Origin of the sequence: Paenibacillus sp. MER 180 (assembly GCF_023713665.1) — a bacterium.
Taxonomy (GTDB): domain Bacteria; phylum Bacillota; class Bacilli; order Paenibacillales; family Paenibacillaceae; genus Paenibacillus_B; species Paenibacillus_B suaedae.
The window spans coordinates 21,716-39,680 of the sequence record NZ_JAMAVT010000002.1 but is presented as its reverse complement, the minus strand read 5'-3'; the positions used below and the strand labels follow the sequence as shown (position 1 = coordinate 39,680).

The window sequence follows — 17,965 nt, the reverse complement described above, 5'->3', positions numbered from 1 at the left end:
AGTTCATCCATTTACGAATGGAATTGAGCCTAGTTAAGCTCTTTCGATTGCTTCAGCCAATTGCTCCAGCTTCACGAACTGCTGCTCTCCTGTTTCCAGATGCTTCAACGCGATCTCCCCACGTGCCAATTCGTCATCGCCGAGAATCCCTGCATACCGAGCCTTCATGCGATCGGCTGATTTCATTTGCGCCTTCATCTTGCGTCCTTGGTAGTCCTTCTCGGCAGCGATGCCAGCTGTACGCAATGCGTACAACAGCTTCGTCACCTCATTCTCTGCTTGTTCACCAAGTCCTACGAGATAAATATCAAGCGGCGGCTGCTCATTGCAGGCAATGCCTTGCTTATCAAGCAGAAGCACAATTCGCTCCATCCCGATACCGAAGCCAATACCTGTCTGCTCAGGACCGCCGATATCAGCGACTAGACCATTGTAGCGGCCTCCGCCCCCTACGGTATCAATGGCTCCAATCCCTTGGGCCTTATATTCGAATGCCGTATGCGTATAGTAATCCAAGCCGCGCACAAGACGGTGGTTCACTTCATACTCGACGCCCATCGCCGTTAAGTGCTGCTTCACCTTCTCGAAGTGTGTTGCACATTCTTCATCCAAGCTGTCCAGAATCGATGGTGCATTCGTGAACTTGTCCTGATCGACCTTACAGTCGAGCACACGCAGCGGATTACGCTCCATCCGGGATTGACAATCCTTGCACAGTGTCTCCTTCATCGGCATCAGGAAGCCAAGCAAAGTCTCGCGGTAAGCCGCACGGCTCGGTGCGTTGCCGACAGAGTTAATCTCGACACGAACACCGCTCAAGCCAATATCCTTCATGAACTGATAGCCAAGAGCAACAATTTCAGCGTCTAAGCTAGGATCAACAGACCCGAAGGCTTCCACGCCGAATTGGTGGAACTGGCGATAGCGACCCGCCTGCGGGCGTTCATACCGGAACATCGGCCCCATGTAATACAGCTTCGTCAAGTCCGGTTCACCATACAGCTTGTTCTCTACATACGAGCGAACTACGCCTGCAGTATTCTCTGGACGCAGTGTCATGCTGCGGTCGCCCTTATCCCGGAACGTATACATTTCCTTCTCAACGATATCCGTTGTTTCACCAACACCGCGCTCGAACAGTTCAGTCTGTTCGAAGATTGGAGTCCGGATTTCCTTAAAGTTGAAACGACGGCAGATATCCCGAGCTTTTTGCTCAACCGTTTGCCAAATTTCAACCGTGCCAGGCAGCAAATCCTGCGTACCCGTAGGTTTTTGATATGCCATGAGCGCTAACCTCCTAATCGTTTTGTCTATAAAATAAAAAATCTCCCGCCCCGCAAATGATTCATTTGCAAAGGGACGAGAGATGGTATGTTCCATTCACCCGTGGTGCCACCCACATTCCGCAATCGCAAGCACTGTGCCCTATATCGGCTGCACATCGAAATCTCCGATTACGCTTCATTCACGTGTAACGTACGTCATACGCCATACGGCTACTTGGACATTAGGTGTCCTACCTTGAGAGCTCAATGCTTTATCCAAGATCGATGCTTCTCGCTTCGCCGCAGGTTCTCGAGGATGTCATTCATCCGTCCATCATCAAGGTTCTTCCAGCCGTGGAACCTCTCTCTGCATATGTGGGTACGAATTACTTGTTCCTGTCATCAAATCATCATTTTCATTTACATGTAAAGTCGGAATATAAAGAACATTGTAAGGATGTAGCACGCTAAAGTCAAGAAAAAAACCTACATCACTGTAGGTTTATCAATAAGATATATTTTTAAAAGGGGGTCATGTCTGTTATTATAGGTATCCAATGTTAAGGAAACATGAAACAAAGATTACAATAAGATTACAAAAAATAAAGCGCTTTATTTCTGGCTCTTCCTCTCCAACATCAAAGCAAAAAAATACGCCCCAAAAGGGCGCATCCACTGGTATGATGCAGACTTCGATTAGTTTACCGCTTCATGCCTTCGCCATTTCGACGTGTCGCTTGCCTATGCTCTTCCTCTTGCTGCAATGCCGCAGCGGATTCACGCAGCGACTGCATTCCTGACAAGCAGCTGTACTGGATTGCTAACTGATGCAGGGACTGGCGCATCGAATCGCTCCTTTGCCTTGTGCGTCACAGAAGTGCCAGTTCTAGTATAGCCAGTCAGGAAGCTGTTATTCGGTACGGCTATCGACGACTAGCGTAACCGGTCCGTCATTAATAAGATGCACATCCATCATGGCTCCGAACTTCCCAGTCGCAACTTCCAAACCTAGTGTACGAAGACGTTCATTGAATAAATCATATAATGGTTCCGCCTGCTCAGGACGAGCCGCTGCCATGAAGTTCGGGCGTCTTCCCTTCCGGCAATCCCCGTATAAGGTAAACTGAGATACCGATAAAATGCTGCCGCCTACATCCTGCACCGAGCTGTTCATTTTACCAGATTCATCTTCAAAAATACGAAGACCTGCAAGTTTATCCGCCATCCATTCAATATCTCGCTCTGTATCTTCGTGTGTAATGCCCACAAGAAGCATTAAACCCTGTCCAATCCCGCCAACTATTACTCCATCAACGTCCACATGCGCCTCCTTGCAGCGCTGTACAACTACCTTCATGTCGTCATCCTCCTTAGTCCCATATTGCGGTTACAACACCCTTGAGGGGCTGGCATGCTAGATAAGCGTTCCTGTCATCCGCCATTTTATCCTTCTATTACCAACGTCCTTGCATGTAAAAAGGCAGCGAATTATTGCATAATTCGCTGCACTGTGTATACGTCTTTTACTCGTTTGATCTTCTCTACTACAGACTGAAGATGATCCGTATTTCGAATAAGAATCGTCATATGAATCATGGCCAGCTTATTACGGTCAGAACGTCCAGACACTGCTGCTATATTGGTCTTGCTCTCGGATACAGCCTGCAGCACTTCGTTCAAGAAGCCACGGCGATCCATCCCCGTAATCTCGATATCGACACTATAATTCGCCTCAGCAGACTCTCCCCACTCCACATCAATCATCCGTGCAGCGTCTTCGCCATCCGTTGTCGATACGACATTCACGCAATCTGCCCGATGGACAGATACGCCTCTTCCGCGGGTTACATACCCGACAATATCGTCCCCCGGCACTGGATTGCAGCACCGGGCAAAGCGAACGAGGAGATTGTCGATTCCCTTAACGGTAATGCCGTGAGTCGGACGATGCTTGCGAACAGGCTCCTTCTTGACTTCCTTCACTTCATGCGTCAATTCAATCTGACTTGCTTCCTCGGCTTCCTTGCGCATCTTCTCCGTCATGCGAGTGCATACCTGCGCTGCAGTGATCCCGCTGAAGCCTACGGCAGACATCATATCTTCTATATCGTTGAAGTTGAATTTCTTGGCTGCTTCCATCAGCTTCTCATCAGCCATCCATACGGATGTCTCGAGCCCAAGACGCTTCAGTTCACGTTCAATGGATTCCCGGCCCTTCTGCACATTCTCTTCTCGCTTCTCCTTCTTGAACCATTGCTTAATCTTGGAGCGCGCATGCGAAGATTGTGCGATCTTAATCCAGTCCGGGCTAGGACCATAGGAATGCTTTGAAGTTAAGATCTCAACGATATCCCCGGTCTTCAGCTGATGATCAAGCGGTACGATCCGTCCATTCACCTTCGCACCGATCGTCCGATTTCCAACTTCCGTATGGATGCGGAAGGCGAAGTCGAGCGGTACTGAACCGGATGGAAGCTCAATAACTTCTCCCTTCGGCGTAAATACAAATACGAGATCAGAGAAGAAATCCATTTTGAGCGACTCAACAAATTCCTGGGCATCCTTGGTTTCCTGCTGCAAATCCAAGATTTCACGCAAGAAGTGCATCTTCTCTTCGAAGCTGCCGCCAATCGTGCCATTCCCCTCTTTGTAGGCCCAATGAGCCGCGATACCGTACTCGGCCGTACGGTGCATGTCCCAAGTGCGAATCTGAACTTCCGTAGGCTCGCCCGTAGGCCCGATGACCGTTGTATGCAAGGACTGATACATGTTCGTCTTCGGCATCGCAATATAGTCTTTGAATCTACCTGGCATCGGCTTCCACAGTGTGTGGATAATCCCTAAGGTCGCGTAACAGTCTTTAATATTGTCGACAATAATTCGAATGGCAAGCAAATCATAGATCTCGTTGAACTGCTTGCTCTTCGCCGTCATTTTTTTGTACACACTATAAATATGTTTTGGGCGTCCTGACAGATCAGCTGTAATTCCCATCTCATCGAGTTTTTCTTTGATCCGGGAAATGACATCCGAAATGTACTGCTCACGTTCTGCCCGCTTCTTATGCATCAAATTCGCAATGCGATAATACTGCTGCGGATTCAAATACCGAAGCGCAATGTCCTCCATCTCCCATTTGATCGCGGAAATACCCAGACGATGCGCAATCGGACAGAAAATTTCCAGCGTTTCATACGCGATACGGCGCTGGCTTTCCTCCGACTGAAATTTGAGCGTTCTCATATTATGCAGTCTGTCCGCCAGCTTAATGACGATGACTCGGATATCATTTGCCATAGCTACGAACATTTTGCGATAGTTTTCATTTTGCTGCTCTTCTTTAGAGCGGAATTGGATGCGTTCCAGCTTCGTCAGTCCGTCAACGAGCATCGCGCAAGTCTCCCCGAACTTAGCTCGCACTTCCTCCAGGGATACGGATGTATCTTCTACGACGTCGTGCAGCAAGGCCGCAACGACAGAGGTAGGATCCATCTGCATGCCAACAACGATGTCTGCAACGGCCAACGGATGCAATATATAAGGTTCACCGGATTTCCGGACTTGTCCGGTATGCGCTTTGTCCGCAAATTCGTATGCATCGCGGATGCGATCGAGATCCGGTTCTTTCATATAGGTCGCAGCTTTCTCAATTAATTGCTCGATACCCATTGGAGTCGACTCGGTTCCTTTCTTCATCCGGGGACACCTCCCCTAGATTACAGAGTATCCTATAATTATGCCTTTATTCGGTGTCACTCGTCAATGGTTTCCGATCCTTATCATCCGTGAGTGGTGTTTATATATGTCGAAATTTGCAGAATAATCTCGTTTCTTATGGGCATTTGACGTTTTTTTATGCAAATCGAGTAAAATGTTGTTGAAATGAAGGGGGCTTAACCTGTAAATTATATAGTTGGGCCTTAGCGGTAGTTCAAGAAGCTCAAACTTTTTGAACATTGATTGTCTACACGCCCGAATACAACTACATATTTGAAAAAGGAGTGCATTCGCTTGCAACGCGAAATTCAAGTGCATGAAAAACCTGGCTTCGCTCCAGGGCTGCTGCTCAGCATTCAACATTTGTTCGCCATGTTCGGTTCTACCGTGCTTGTACCTAACCTATTTGGAGTCGATCCAGGGATTGTACTGCTGATGAACGGACTAGGTACACTATTCTATCTCATTCTGTGCCGCGGTATGATTCCTGCTTATTTGGGATCGAGCTTCGCCTTCATTTCTCCGGTTATGGTCGTTCTCTCTGGTCATGCGGAGAATTATGCACAAGCACTTGGCGGTTTTATCGTATCAGGTATTATATTTATCGTAGTGGCTCTCATTGTCCAAATGGCAGGCACTCGCTGGCTTAACGTATTGTTCCCTCCTGCAGCGATGGGCGCGATTGTTGCGGTTATCGGTTTAGAGCTTGTACCGGTTGCTGCCAACATGTCTGGCTTCATTCCTGCTGGCCCAGATGCCCCATTGGATGGAAAAGCGGTTACGCTCGCATTGATCACATTGGGTGTGACCGTAATCGGTAATGTTATGTTCCGGGGATTCTTTAAGATTATCCCGATATTGATCGGTATTATTACTGGTTATGTATCGGCTTACCTTATGGGCTATGTGAATATGGATAAGGTCGTTGAGGCATCATTCATCTCATTGCCTACGATTACGACTCCAGAATGGAATTTAACTGCTATTCTCACCATTGTTCCCGCAGCGCTGGTCGTTGTTGTGGAGCATATCGGTCACTTGATGGTAACGAGCAACATTGTAGGCAAAGACTTATCCAAAGAACCTGGCTTGCATCGTTCCTTGCTTGGTAATGGTATTTCTACTGTCATTTCCGGGTTCATGGGTTCCACACCGAATACAACATACGGTGAAAATATCGGCGTTATGGCGCTGACACGCGTATACTCCGTATGGGTTGTCGGCGGTGCTGCTGTATTCGCAGTTATCCTGTCGTTCTTCGGTAACGTGTCCGCATTGATTGCGAACATTCCAGTTCCCGTTATGGGCGGCGTATCCCTGCTCTTGTTCGGGGTCATTGCTGCATCCGGTCTCCGCGTTCTTGTGGACTCGAAGGTTGACTTCAGCAAGCCGAAGAATCTGCTGCTGACAACCCTCGTCATCGTCATCGGGATCAGCGGTGCCAAGCTCCAGTTCGGTGCTGTTGAATTGAAAGGGATGGCGCTCGCAACTGTGCTTGCGATTGTACTGAACGTGTTCTTCATCATTCTGGACAAGCTTCACTTGTCTAACGAATAATATTGAATCATACAAAAAAATCCCTTGCACGCATCTTCATCTATCACGGAAGAAGAGGCGGCAGGGGATTTTTATTATCGTTGCTTCACAAGAGAACGAATTAATATTGAACGAGCGAAATAACGTCGATGCCTTCGCCCAATTTGTCACGGCCGTTCAATTCACTAAGCTCAATCAGGAATACCGCACCAACGACTTCGCCGCCCAACTGACGAACGAGATCAATCGTAGACTTGATTGTACCGCCCGTAGCGAGCAGGTCATCTGCGATAAGCACTTTTTGGCCAGGCTGAATCGCATCCTTGTGCATAGCTAGCTTATCCTTGCCATACTCCAAGTCATAACCGACCTCAATCGTCTCTCCTGGAAGTTTACCACTCTTGCGGACCGGAATGAAACCAGCTCCGATAGACAGTGCCAATGGAGCACCTACTACGAATCCGCGCGCTTCTGGCCCTGCTACGAGATCAATCTGCTTATCCTTTACGAGTTCATGCATCGCTTCAATGGTCGCCTTGTAGGCTTGGCCATCCTTCAACAATGTTGTTATGTCCTTGAAGCTGATGCCTGGTTGTGGGAAATCAGGAATCACCCGAATATGCTGTTTTAAATCCATTAAAAATCCTCCCTTGGAATTATCCAAATATAATATAGCTTACTTGCAACGCGCTTCATCCCAATATGACCATATCCATGCCGCTAATTCCTCAGTCACTGGTTCGTACCAGCGAGATTCCCAGGCTGCTGCGGTCATCCAATCCTGATAGCGCTGTGATTGTTCAAGTGATGTTTTGTTCGGCTGCTGTACAATGCTGTAAACGCTGTTGTTCGAAGAAGATGTACAAGTAATAAAGTCCAATTCCTTAAATACTTCCATCAGCATCAGCAGTTCTCTTTCATTCATACGCAATCGCTTCGCAAGCGAAGACATCGTTGACACTTCCGTATCCCAAGTGCCGACTCGCTTCAGCTCGCTATATGCATAGGCCATTCGATCACGACTAGGCGTGAACAGCCGCCCGCCTTCCGGCTGGCGCGGGAGTATGGCATGTATTCTTCCTACATTCGAAAGCTGATCTGCCAACCGCTTCAGCTCCCACTCCGATGGAGGGATACTGCACAGCACGAGCTCATGGATATGCTTCGACACGTTCCCAAGCATTGATTCATCCGCTGCCCATGCCCAGGAGCTCGGTATGACGGTAGGCCCTTCAAGCTCATCGCTATACAACCAGACGAACGGTTCAGCGGCATACACTCCTGCCTGCTCTCGTGTCATAAGTAGAGCGCTTGTCTGCGGTTCGTCCTGCTCGAGTGTTCTTGCCAACTCGATAGCTGATTCGAGTGGACGAGCAGTTGCGCGACGATCGAATAGCTGTCGTTCTGTAATCTGGATATCCTGCATCATCAACTGTGGCTTGCGCTGTCCATTCCATTCATTGATCGACAGCTCTCCAAGCACATCAACCTGCACATCATTGGCAATTCGGTAGGACAATGCCCCTTTATGAAATGCCACCGCATCCAATGTAGCACGCTCTTTGCCTAACATCAACTTTAAATGTTGTCCTTCTTTCCCCATCGTGCGCTTATCGCGTACTACCGCGTTGCGAATAACCACACGCGGACTAGGATTGCCCATTCCGAACGGTGCTAGACGCCCTAATTGCTCAATCACTTCCAGCGGAACATCATCAAGCTCACATTCCGCATCGACTTCCGTGCATGGAATGTAATCATCCTCGGTCAATCTCTCCGCAGCCGTCTTATTCAAGCGTTCCTCAAGCTCGGATAATCGATCGCGATGAATCGTCATCCCGGCGGCAGCCTGGTGACCGCCATAGTGTTCGAACACCTCTGCGCATTCCGTCATCGATTCATATAAGTCAAACCCTGCAATCGAACGGGCCGAGCCCTTGCAAAATCCTGATTCTTCATCAATCCCAAGCACGAAGGTAGGCCGATAATAGCGTTCTACAATCTTCGAAGCAACAATGCCGATAACGCCGACATTCCAGCCCTCTGCTGCGAGAACGATGACATTCGGAACCTCGCCTGTATCAGTCATCTTCTCCGTCAACTGTGCCTCTGCTTCCTTCACGATGCCTTCTACGATCTTCTGCCGCTCCTTATTCAATCGATCCAGCTCAGATGCATAAGCGATAGCTGTCTCATCCTCATCAGCCGTTAACAATCGAACAGCGATATCGGCATGATCGAGCCGGCCGCTTGCATTAATGCGCGGAGCCATCGAGAAGGCAATACTTGTCGATGTTACTTCTGTCGGATCTATCGCGCCAATGGTCATCAAAGCGCGAATGCCTGCATATTGGGAACGAGCCATGCGCTTCAATGCTTCCTGAACAATGACTCGATTCTCTCCGAGTAGCGGCATCAAGTCAGCCACTGTTCCAATCGCAGCAAGCTCCAGATAATGTTCGGGCACTTTGCCGAGTAATGCATGAGCCAGCTTAAAAGCTACCCCCACCCCAGCCAATCCCTTGAATGGGTAGGGGCAATAAGGAAGCTTCGGATTGACGAGGGCATATGCTTCTGGAAGCTGCTCAGGCGGCTCATGGTGATCCGTAACAACGATATCAATACCAAGCTCTTTCGCATAGGCAACCTGCTCTACGGCACTAATGCCAGTGTCGACGGTTACGATAAGCGTACAGCCTTGTGCCTTCGCATCATCAATCGCGCCATTGTTGAGTCCATATCCTTCATTCGCACGATGCGGGATATAGTAATCGAAGTTCGCCTCCAGCTCTCGCATCAGGTAAATCATAAGCGAAGTACTCGATACGCCATCCGCATCATAGTCACCGTAAATCCGAATTTTCTCTCCGCTATTTAACGCCCGTCTTATCCGTCCCGCCGCTTCTTCCATCCCTGCCATGAGGAACGGGTCATGCAGTTGGTTGACATCAGCATATAAAAACTGCTGGATCTGCTCCGCAGTGTCAATCCCACGTACGACCATCATACGAGCCAACAATGGCGATAATTTGGCTTCTTGTGCCAATTGACTCACTTGCTCGTCTGACGTTGCCGCGCAGATCCACCGTGAACGTGGATGAAGCATTCTTTATCTCCTTTATTATCCTTATTGCAGCAATGTGGAGGCATCCTCACTACGTGCTTCCTGAGATCGATAAGGGAATCCCGGATCGAATGGATTCACATGCACGAATACATCCGCTACATGGATAAACCGCTGCAATAAATGTTTTTTGACTCGCTTGGCAACTGTATGTCCTTCCGCTACCGTCAAGCGAGGATTGACGCTAATTTTGACATCTACAATCACATAATGTCCGTGCTCGCGCGCTCGCAGCTCATCAACAGTAATTACACCGTCAACGGATTGCACTGCTCGAATAAGTGGATTCGCATCCTCATCATGCAGGACGTGATCCATGGTGGAGTGGATGGAGTCCAGTACGAGCCGATACCCCATTCGTAGGACGAGCAGAGCTACAACAGCACCCGCGATCGGATCTAAATAGAGAAGCCAGCTAATGCCTAGTTTGCCGCCAATCATTGCTCCCCCAACACCTGCTAGTGCCGCAATAGACGAGTATACATCAGATCGATGCTCCCACGCATTCGCAATTAATGCCTGCGACGATAAGCGCTTGCCCAATCGGAATTTGTACTGGAACATACTCTCCTTCGCTACGATGGACAAAATAATAGCTGCCAGCGCATACCACTCTGGCACGACGACTTTGCCATTCCATATTGACTTAGCCGCAGAGATTGCCAGTTCAATTCCCACGACCAGCAGCAGTACAGAGACGACAATTGCAGCAATCGATTCTGCCTTGCCGTGACCATATGGATGATCTTTGTCTGGAGGACGCTTAGCCGCCTTCAAACCGACTAGAACAGCGAATGAACCCGCTACATCCGAAGCAGAATGAAAGGCATCTGCGATAAGCGCCTGGCTCCCGGACAAAAATCCGGCTATTCCCTTGACTCCAGCTAATAAGATATTCCCGATAATTCCTACCCAGGCTCCGGTCTCCGCCTTGGCAAATCGGTCAGTAGACATGCAGCATCCCTCGTTTAATCATCATTGTGATCATGGCGGCTTACACAACGCCAAAACCGCGTCACAAACGGACGCGGCTTTATCGTATGTTTCTTAACTCCAGATTATGAGAGAAAAGAAAAACAAATGGTTTCTTTACAAAATAAATTACTTCGCTTCCTGCGGTTTAGCAGAAGCTTTTGGTTTCTTGCTCTCTTTGTTCTTCAATACGACCCACAGCGGGCTTGCAATGAAGATGGACGAGTAAGCACCGAAGCCGAGACCGAATAGAATCGCAAGTGAGAACATCCGGATTGACTCACTGCCGAAGATGAACAGGCAGAGCGCCGTTACCAATACAGTCAATACTGTATTGATGGAGCGAGTGAGCGTTTGGTAGATACTGTCGTTAACCAAGTGAGCCAAGTCATCCATACTCTTGATCTTCGAAAAACGTAAATTCTCACGAATCCGGTCAAAAATAACGATCGTATCGTTAATGGAATAACCGATGATCGTCAGCACCGCAATAATAAACGGCAGCGTGACCTCCAACCGGAAGATGGAGAACAAGCTGATAACCATAAATGCATCATGCAGCAGGGCGACAACCGCTGATACGGCAAAGCGCCACTCAAAGCGGATGCTGACATAGATAATAATCCCGATACTCGCGATCAATACAGCGAGCAGTGCATTACGCTGCAATTCACGAGCAATCTCTACATCAACCGTATTGATTTCCATGGAAGAGCCTTCATCAATCTTCTTCATGTCCGCCTTGAACTGCTTTTCGTGCTGCTCATCAAGAACTTCAGTGAAGCGTACGGTAATACGTTCCGCCCCCATCGTAATCGTAGGTTCTTTTTTGAAATTATATGTTTTCAGCAGATCTTCCACTTGTGATTTCTCAATTTTCTTCGTGACGTTGATATCCACATTCGTACCAGAGCTGAAATCAACACCGTAGTTCAATCCGAATATCGATAGAGACAACGAACCGAGAATGGTAATCACGATCGAGAAGATAAAGAAATATTTACTCTGATGAACAAAGTTGAATGTTCCCTTAAAGCGCACGGATTTCACTCTCCTTTACGCCAAAATATCCTGGCTTGCTCAATAACTTCGATTTCGCAAGCAGATGTAGGAACACACGAGACAAGAATACGTTTGTGAAAATACTGCAAATGACTGTCATCATCAAGATGAGTGCGAAGCCTTTAACGGAGCTTTCACCCATGATGTACATAACAACACCTGCAATAATCGTCGTTACGTTTGCATCCATAATGGTTCTGAACGAGTTCTTTGAACCAGCCTTGAGTGCGGAGTTAATCGATTTACCACTGCGCAGCTCTTCCTTAATCCGTTCATAAGTAATGATGTTCGCATCGACTGCCATACCGAGACCGAGAATGAATGCCGCAATACCCGGCAATGTCAGTGTAATATCAGCCAACCAGAACAACACCAGCAGAAGCCATGTGAACAAGACGAGCGAGAAGCTCGCAATTACCCCTGGCAAACGGTAAACAAGCAGCATGAACACGAGAATCAGTGCCGATCCGATCAAGCCGGCTTTCACCGTTTGTTCCAACGACAACTTACCTAGTGTTGCAGCAACACTTTGGGAGTATTTTTCTGTCAGTTTCAGCGGCAATGCGCCAAGGTTGATTTTGTCGCGAAGGTCGTTCGCTTCCTCAACCGTGCGCTGACCAGTAATCGTCGCCTCTCCACCCGGAATCTCGTAGTTAACAGCCGGATCAGAGATCATATTCTCATCCATGAAGATTGCCAAGTGGTTGCGCTGCTCACCGGCAAGTGAAGCAAGACGTTTCGTCAATTCAGAGAATTTGCCTGCATCCTTCATCTTGATAGCTACAATTGGTTGGTGCAACTCGTTAAATACGACGCTCGCGCCACCCTCCTTGAAGTCTGTTCCCTGCAATTCCACCTTACAGTAGTCCGTGGCTTCCTTGCAGCCGTCAGAACTACGGAAGGTCAGCACCGAAGGCTCCTTTAATTTCTTGCGAACTTCTTCCTCATTCTTCACATCGGCAAGCTTGACACGAATCCGATCCGAACCTTCAATGATGATCTCCGGTTCGCTCGTGCCGTTAGCATCAATACGCTTAGCCAAGCTCTTCGCCGTTTGTTTCAACGCCTCATTTGTAATTTTGCCACCCGATTCAAGCGGCGATGCTTGATACAATATTTCAAAGCCGCCCTTCAAATCGAGCCCAAGACGTATGCTGTTGACGATCGAAGGGCTTGTCCAAAAAATGACGCCTAGCGAAACGACAACGATGAGCAGGAATGCGGTCACCCTTTTCATATCGTCCCTAGTCCCCTTTCATATTCAATATTCCTATTATATCGGCGCTCATTTTTCGCGTCAATTTTAAGAATCATGGCAAACAAACAAAAAAAAGGCCTCGCCTTATTAAAAGGGAGCGCCCCGATATGCGGCAACTGTTATATAATTCATAAATTGCGTTGCTTTAAGCGATAAAATGTCATTTACAACCTTATGCAGCGCAGGTTCGATTCCATTTTTTACATACTTCGAACTTACACATTCCCATACATCCTTACCGGTAACGTGCTCGTACCCAATCAAGCGCAATTCTTCTGCTTTGCTCTCACAGCACAGTTCAATTGCCTCGATACGTTCCGCGTCACTAATTAGTTCTGTCATGCCGCATAACTCCCTTCTCCACGTTAGTCATAATTCGACCCTCTCCTCTTGAATTCCTGCTAATACGCAAGCTCTAGGCTGAAAAATCTCCTCAACACATTCGGTATGGTTTGTGGACAACCGCATATGAATGATATTGGGCAGCAATTACGTGTACTGAAGTTTGCGCGAGAAGAGGGATGCTATTGTCAAAAAATACCTTACAAAAACAAACATTTATTCAAGGAACACTTATTTTATTGGCAGCCGGCATCGTGAACCGCATCCTTGGATTCATCCCACGCATTATGCTGCCGCGCATCATTGGAGCAGAGGGCGTAGGCATTTATCAGCTGGGATACCCCTTCCTCATCGTGATCATTACGTTAATAACGGGTGGGATTCCACTAGCAGTGGCCAAGCTTATCGCGGAGGCAGATGCTACCGGCGATCAACAACGAGTAAAACGGATATTGTCATTGTCACTCAAAATAACGATTGGGGCATCCCTATTATTTTCAGTTGCCTTGCTTGTTCTTGCACCATGGATAACGACGCACGTTCTAACGGACAGCAGAGTATATTATACGTTCATGGTGATGACCCCTATCATTATCGTGATTGCTGCCTCATCCGTGCTTCGAGGGTATTTCCAGGGCATGCAGAACATGATACCAACCGCGATGTCTCAAGTTACTGAGACCATAATACGGATCTTTACCGTCATTTTATTTGCATATATGGGCTTGCCTTACGGCTTGGAATGGGCGGCCGCTGGCGCCATGGCAGGTGTAGTAATTGGGGAGATCGGAGGATTTGCCGTACTTGCTTGGATGTATTACACGGCTCGCAAACGTCACTCTCAGAGCAGCACTCAACAGCTCAATGCAGTGAAGCAGTCAATTGAAGGTGGACAAGAGCCAACGGGCGCAACCTCTTGCCCAGCTCAGGGCAATGTCTTGCGAAGGCTGCTGCAAATCGCGATTCCTGTTACAGGAGGCAAACTGGTTGGATCTCTGTCCTATTTATTAGAGTCCATCACAATCGCACGCAGTCTTGCAGCAGCCGGTATCATTACCGCAGTCGCAACGGCGCAATACGGAGCACTTCAAGGCATGATTATTCCCATTCTCACCTTGCCAGGAGCACTTACTTACTCTCTTGCGGTCTCACTCGTCCCTGCCCTGTCCGAAGCACTTGGCCGTAGAGATACGACCACCATTCAGAAGCGCATTCATCAGGCTCTCCGGCTTGCGCTCGTAAGCGGAGCACCTTTTGCCGTTGTTATGTTCGTGCTGGCTGTTCCGTTATGTTCTCTGCTATACAATGATGCAACCGTTGCTCCAATGTTGAAATGGATGGCGCCTGTCGCTATTTTCATTTACCTGCAAGCCCCGCTCCAAGCTGCTCTCCAAGCGCTAGAGCGTCCGGGAACAGCTCTCATCAATACCTTCATAGGGGCAATTCTTAAAATTGGATTGATTCTATGGCTCGCGGCAGATCCGAAATTAGGCATTACCGGCGCGGTTATTGCCATCAATGTGAACATCGTTGTCGTAACAACTATGCACGCATATAGTGTCGTTCGCCATGTTGGCCTTAAGCTTCCTTGGCTGGATTTCATCAAGGTTGGAGCCGCAATGATCATTACGGCCGGGTGCATACAAGCGACATATATTCATTTTCCAGGTTCTACGGACGAGCATCTTGTGCTTCGATTCATTATTTCTTGTATTGTTGGGATTGTTGTCTATATTCTGCTTCTTATCATGATGAAATTAATCGATCGCAGTGATCTTTCCCGCTTTCCGTTCTTTCGACGCTTCTTTCATGCGAAGCCTGATCCAAAATAATCTCAGCGCTTGAGCTTGCTCGGGTTGCTATCTACGTAAATATGGCCTTTATGGTCTATGGAACAGAAGAACACTTGCTTAAAATCATAGACACCCTTTTGTTGAATTTGATTCTTTAACCAGAACCGTGTCTTGTCGATGCTTAGCAAATTCTGTTCCTGTACCTTCCCCTCCATAATGAGCGGCAAGGGAAGTGACGTGAATTGATATTGGTGTGCTTCTGGCAGGGCGGGCTGTGTATTGGATGGTTTGGACTTGCTTTCCTTTTGCCCTTCCTGCTTGCTTGCATTCGAGCTCGATGAGTTCTGGTTTGGCTTTTCCTCACTTGCCTTAAATACGGACAATTCCCCTGTTGATTCTAAAATGGCGTAGGTAACATCATTGACGTTGTCGATCCCTTGTCCCCGCAGTTGCAGCATTAAATCATCCAGATTGTATCGCTGCTTCTTCATAACGTCCTGCTGCAGCACTCCATTGGCAATAATAATGCTTGGAGTCCCGTCAAATACTTCGCGCATTTTCGGGCTCTTTAACGTTACGAAGGCAAGTGTAACCTGGATGACGAGCAGTACAATGATCGGAGCAAATTCCACAAGAAGGGGACGCTCTGAATCGTCAATCGTCATTACTGCAATATCTGCAATCATGATCGAGATGACGAGGTCAAAAACAGACAGCTTGCCGATTTCACGCTTGCCCATTACTCGAAGAACAATAAATACCGCAAAATACATCAACACCGTACGAAAAACGACGGTCCAAAGTCCCAAATGTAACGCCTCCCTCGCTGCCGATTGTCGCATTGCGATAGCCGCTTTCATTGGTATTCTGACCGCCGTGATCGTGAAGCATACTGCTTCTTAATTATTGAATTTTTCCCATCCTGTATCTTACAAATGGACAATTGTAATTATAGGATGAACAGTAAAATGTATCCCGTAGAAATCAAAAGCGAGATAATCGTAATCGGCGCACCTATTTTCAAAAAGTCCATATAGCTAAAACCATGACCCTCACGCTGGGCCATACCCGCCACAATGACGTTGGCAGATGCACCTATCAGCGTCCCGTTTCCGCCAAGACATGCACCAAGCGCAAGTGACCACCAGAGTGGATTCAATTGGTTCGGGTCTGTAATCCCCATCTGCGTCCCGATATCCTGTAAGAGCGGAATCATTGTCGCGACGAACGGGATGTTATCAATCGTAGCCGACGCAATACCGGATACCCAGAGGACGAGCATCGAAGTCTTGGTCATATCCCCGTTCGTAAGTCCGAGCGTAAGTTCTGCAAGACGATTGATGACACCTACTTGAATCAAACCGCCAACAAGGATGAACAACCCGATAAAGAATAGAATCGTAACCCATTCGACTTGATGGAGCGCCTCTTCAAGCTCCTCCTCATTTTTCAATCCGATGAGCATCAAGATTGTTGCACCTGCCATTGCAACAACAGCTGCCTCAACGTGAATAACTGAATGGAGTGCGAAGCCAAGAATCGTTAAAATAAGCACAGTAAGGGACTTCTTTACAAGCTTAGCGTCTGTAATGTACGAAGCTGCCGACAGCTCCATCAATGCTTGCCGCTGCTCGTCCGATACATGCAGCTGTTTGCGGTAGATGAACAGCAAGCAGCCGATTATGATGATTGCGATGACAAACACAATTGGAGCCAGATGCGTCAAAAACATATTGAAAGTCAGATGCTTATTGGCAGATCCAATCATAATATTCGGCGGATCGCCTATTAGGGTTGCTGTTCCCCCTACATTCGATGCGATAACCTCCGCGATTAGAAATGGCACTGGGTTGATTTTCAGCATACGTGTAATGGAAAACGTAATCGGCACCATGAGCAGCACCGTCGTTACATTATCCAAAAATGCAGATCCTACCGCTGTGAGCAGGAACATAATGAGCATGATGCGCTTCGGATGTCCCTTAGCCCGCTGTGCTGCCTTGACAGCAGCGTATGAGAAGATCCCGCTCTTGTTCGTAATCCCCACCAAAATCATCATACCAACGAGCAGGAACAGCGTATTCCACTCGATATAGGTTGTAAATGCCATATGTACATCTACAATCTGCAGGACGAGCATCGCAACTGCGCCTAAGAGCGCAATAACGGCTCGATTAATCTTCTCCGAAATAATGATGGCATACGTGATTAAAAACACAATGACCGCCGCGGTCACTTGCCAATTTGCTACAGTATGTCCCACAAGACTCCATCCCTCTCTACCTTATAAGGCTCTGATTGCAACTTTCTTCTTTACTGACCTTTTGTTCACACATTATAACGCTGTCTTTTTTTTTCGTCTATGCCTTGTACTAAATTGGATAGCTTGCCCATACGATGAATACTAATCATAGAAATGATGGGAGGAGCGTGTAAGATGAATGCGATTCAGAATGTAACGCGCTGGAAATTAGGCCACCCGCTAGTGGCGGGAATCGTCTACGCCTTCGTTTGGATGGCTCTCGGTGCACTCGCCTTGTCAGTCTTGCTATATTCAAGCTCAACTAGTGAGGACGAAATGAAAGGCTATATTTATATTATCCATTGTATCGCTCTTTTTATCGGTGGATGGACTTCTGGCAGAAGAAGCGGCAAAAAGGGCTGGTACTATGGAGGAATGACAGGAATCTTCTATGTGCTGCTCGTCATGCTGATTGGTTTTCTTGCAATGGATGCAGGGGTAAGCGTTCAAAAACTCGTCCAAACAGTAGCAGCGTTCGCTGTCAGCGCAATAGGGGGTATTATCGGTGTAAATATGAGCAAGTCCAGCCAGTAAAGGAGGAAAGCCTTGCTCTCAAATGGCCGGCATGATCGCATCATGTAATCCCCACCCAAT

The 17,965-nt window shown here is 47.8% G+C and carries 15 protein-coding genes; 3 read left to right on the top strand and 12 right to left on the bottom strand.

The window, feature by feature from the left end; all coding sequences use genetic code 11:
• Window positions 1-33 precede the first annotated feature (33 nt).
• From hisS to M3661_RS02815, 4 genes are all read right to left on the bottom strand, one after another.
• Window positions 34-1,284 carry a histidine--tRNA ligase gene (hisS, locus tag M3661_RS02830; protein WP_021257018.1) on the bottom strand — a complete coding sequence of 417 codons (1,251 nt, stop codon included), beginning with the start codon at window positions 1,282-1,284 and terminating at the stop codon, window positions 34-36.
• Between the two features lie 682 nt (window positions 1,285-1,966).
• The gene (locus M3661_RS02825; RefSeq protein WP_162833953.1) at window positions 1,967-2,110 is read right to left on the bottom strand and encodes a hypothetical protein; all 144 of its coding nucleotides are present in this window, start codon (window positions 2,108-2,110) and stop codon (window positions 1,967-1,969) included.
• Between the two features lie 65 nt (window positions 2,111-2,175).
• Window positions 2,176-2,622 carry a D-aminoacyl-tRNA deacylase gene (gene dtd / locus M3661_RS02820; protein ID WP_021257020.1) on the bottom strand — a complete coding sequence of 149 codons (447 nt, stop codon included), beginning with the start codon at window positions 2,620-2,622 and terminating at the stop codon, window positions 2,176-2,178.
• Window positions 2,623-2,753: 131 nt separating this feature from the next.
• A complete protein-coding gene (locus M3661_RS02815) occupies window positions 2,754-4,934 on the bottom strand; it encodes a RelA/SpoT family protein (protein WP_028531400.1) in 2,181 nt (726 codons plus the stop codon).
• Window positions 4,935-5,276: 342 nt separating this feature from the next.
• Here M3661_RS02815 and uraA point away from each other — a divergent pair, with 342 nt between their 5' ends.
• A complete protein-coding gene (uraA, locus tag M3661_RS02810; RefSeq protein WP_251482205.1) occupies window positions 5,277-6,539 on the top strand; it encodes a uracil permease in 1,263 nt (420 codons plus the stop codon).
• 100 nt (window positions 6,540-6,639) lie between these two features.
• Here the strand turns inward: uraA and M3661_RS02805 are convergent, their stop codons facing one another.
• The 6 genes from M3661_RS02805 to M3661_RS02780 form a co-directional block, all read right to left on the bottom strand.
• The gene (locus tag M3661_RS02805) at window positions 6,640-7,155 is read right to left on the bottom strand and encodes an adenine phosphoribosyltransferase (RefSeq protein ID WP_021257022.1); all 516 of its coding nucleotides are present in this window, start codon (window positions 7,153-7,155) and stop codon (window positions 6,640-6,642) included.
• A gap of 39 nt (window positions 7,156-7,194) precedes the next feature.
• The gene (gene recJ / locus M3661_RS02800; RefSeq protein WP_251482203.1) at window positions 7,195-9,624 is read right to left on the bottom strand and encodes a single-stranded-DNA-specific exonuclease RecJ; all 2,430 of its coding nucleotides are present in this window, start codon (window positions 9,622-9,624) and stop codon (window positions 7,195-7,197) included.
• Between the two features lie 21 nt (window positions 9,625-9,645).
• Entirely contained in the window at window positions 9,646-10,596 is a 951-nt protein-coding gene (locus M3661_RS02795; protein WP_021257024.1) for a cation diffusion facilitator family transporter, read from the bottom strand.
• Window positions 10,597-10,743: 147 nt separating this feature from the next.
• Window positions 10,744-11,655: a protein translocase subunit SecF gene (secF, locus tag M3661_RS02790; RefSeq protein WP_083189295.1), complete on the bottom strand. Its 912-nt coding sequence runs from the start codon at window positions 11,653-11,655 to the stop codon at window positions 10,744-10,746.
• Window positions 11,645-12,913 carry a protein translocase subunit SecD gene (gene secD / locus M3661_RS02785; RefSeq protein ID WP_072730356.1) on the bottom strand — a complete coding sequence of 423 codons (1,269 nt, stop codon included), beginning with the start codon at window positions 12,911-12,913 and terminating at the stop codon, window positions 11,645-11,647. The genes secF and secD overlap by 11 nt, the downstream gene beginning before the upstream one ends.
• 108 nt (window positions 12,914-13,021) lie before the next feature.
• Entirely contained in the window at window positions 13,022-13,276 is a 255-nt protein-coding gene (locus M3661_RS02780) for a post-transcriptional regulator (RefSeq protein WP_251482202.1), read from the bottom strand.
• Between the two features lie 185 nt (window positions 13,277-13,461).
• Here M3661_RS02780 and spoVB point away from each other — a divergent pair, with 185 nt between their 5' ends.
• Window positions 13,462-15,108, top strand: a complete 1,647-nt coding sequence (gene spoVB / locus M3661_RS02775) for a stage V sporulation protein B (RefSeq protein WP_251482200.1) — start codon at window positions 13,462-13,464, stop codon at window positions 15,106-15,108.
• A gap of 2 nt (window positions 15,109-15,110) precedes the next feature.
• On the opposite strand, the gene M3661_RS02770 is transcribed toward spoVB, so the two are convergent.
• Both M3661_RS02770 and M3661_RS02765 read right to left on the bottom strand, forming a co-directional pair.
• Window positions 15,111-15,911, bottom strand: coding sequence for a YetF domain-containing protein (locus M3661_RS02770; protein ID WP_483874653.1), 801 nt, complete (start codon window positions 15,909-15,911; stop codon window positions 15,111-15,113).
• Window positions 15,912-16,018: 107 nt separating this feature from the next.
• The gene (locus tag M3661_RS02765; protein WP_251482193.1) at window positions 16,019-17,332 is read right to left on the bottom strand and encodes an ArsB/NhaD family transporter; all 1,314 of its coding nucleotides are present in this window, start codon (window positions 17,330-17,332) and stop codon (window positions 16,019-16,021) included.
• Window positions 17,333-17,506: 174 nt separating this feature from the next.
• Between M3661_RS02765 and M3661_RS02760 the strand changes: the two genes are divergently transcribed.
• Window positions 17,507-17,905 (top strand): TIGR04086 family membrane protein, encoded by a 399-nt coding sequence (locus M3661_RS02760; protein ID WP_065292183.1) that lies wholly within the window; start codon window positions 17,507-17,509, stop codon window positions 17,903-17,905.
• Window positions 17,906-17,965: the final 60 nt, after the last annotated feature.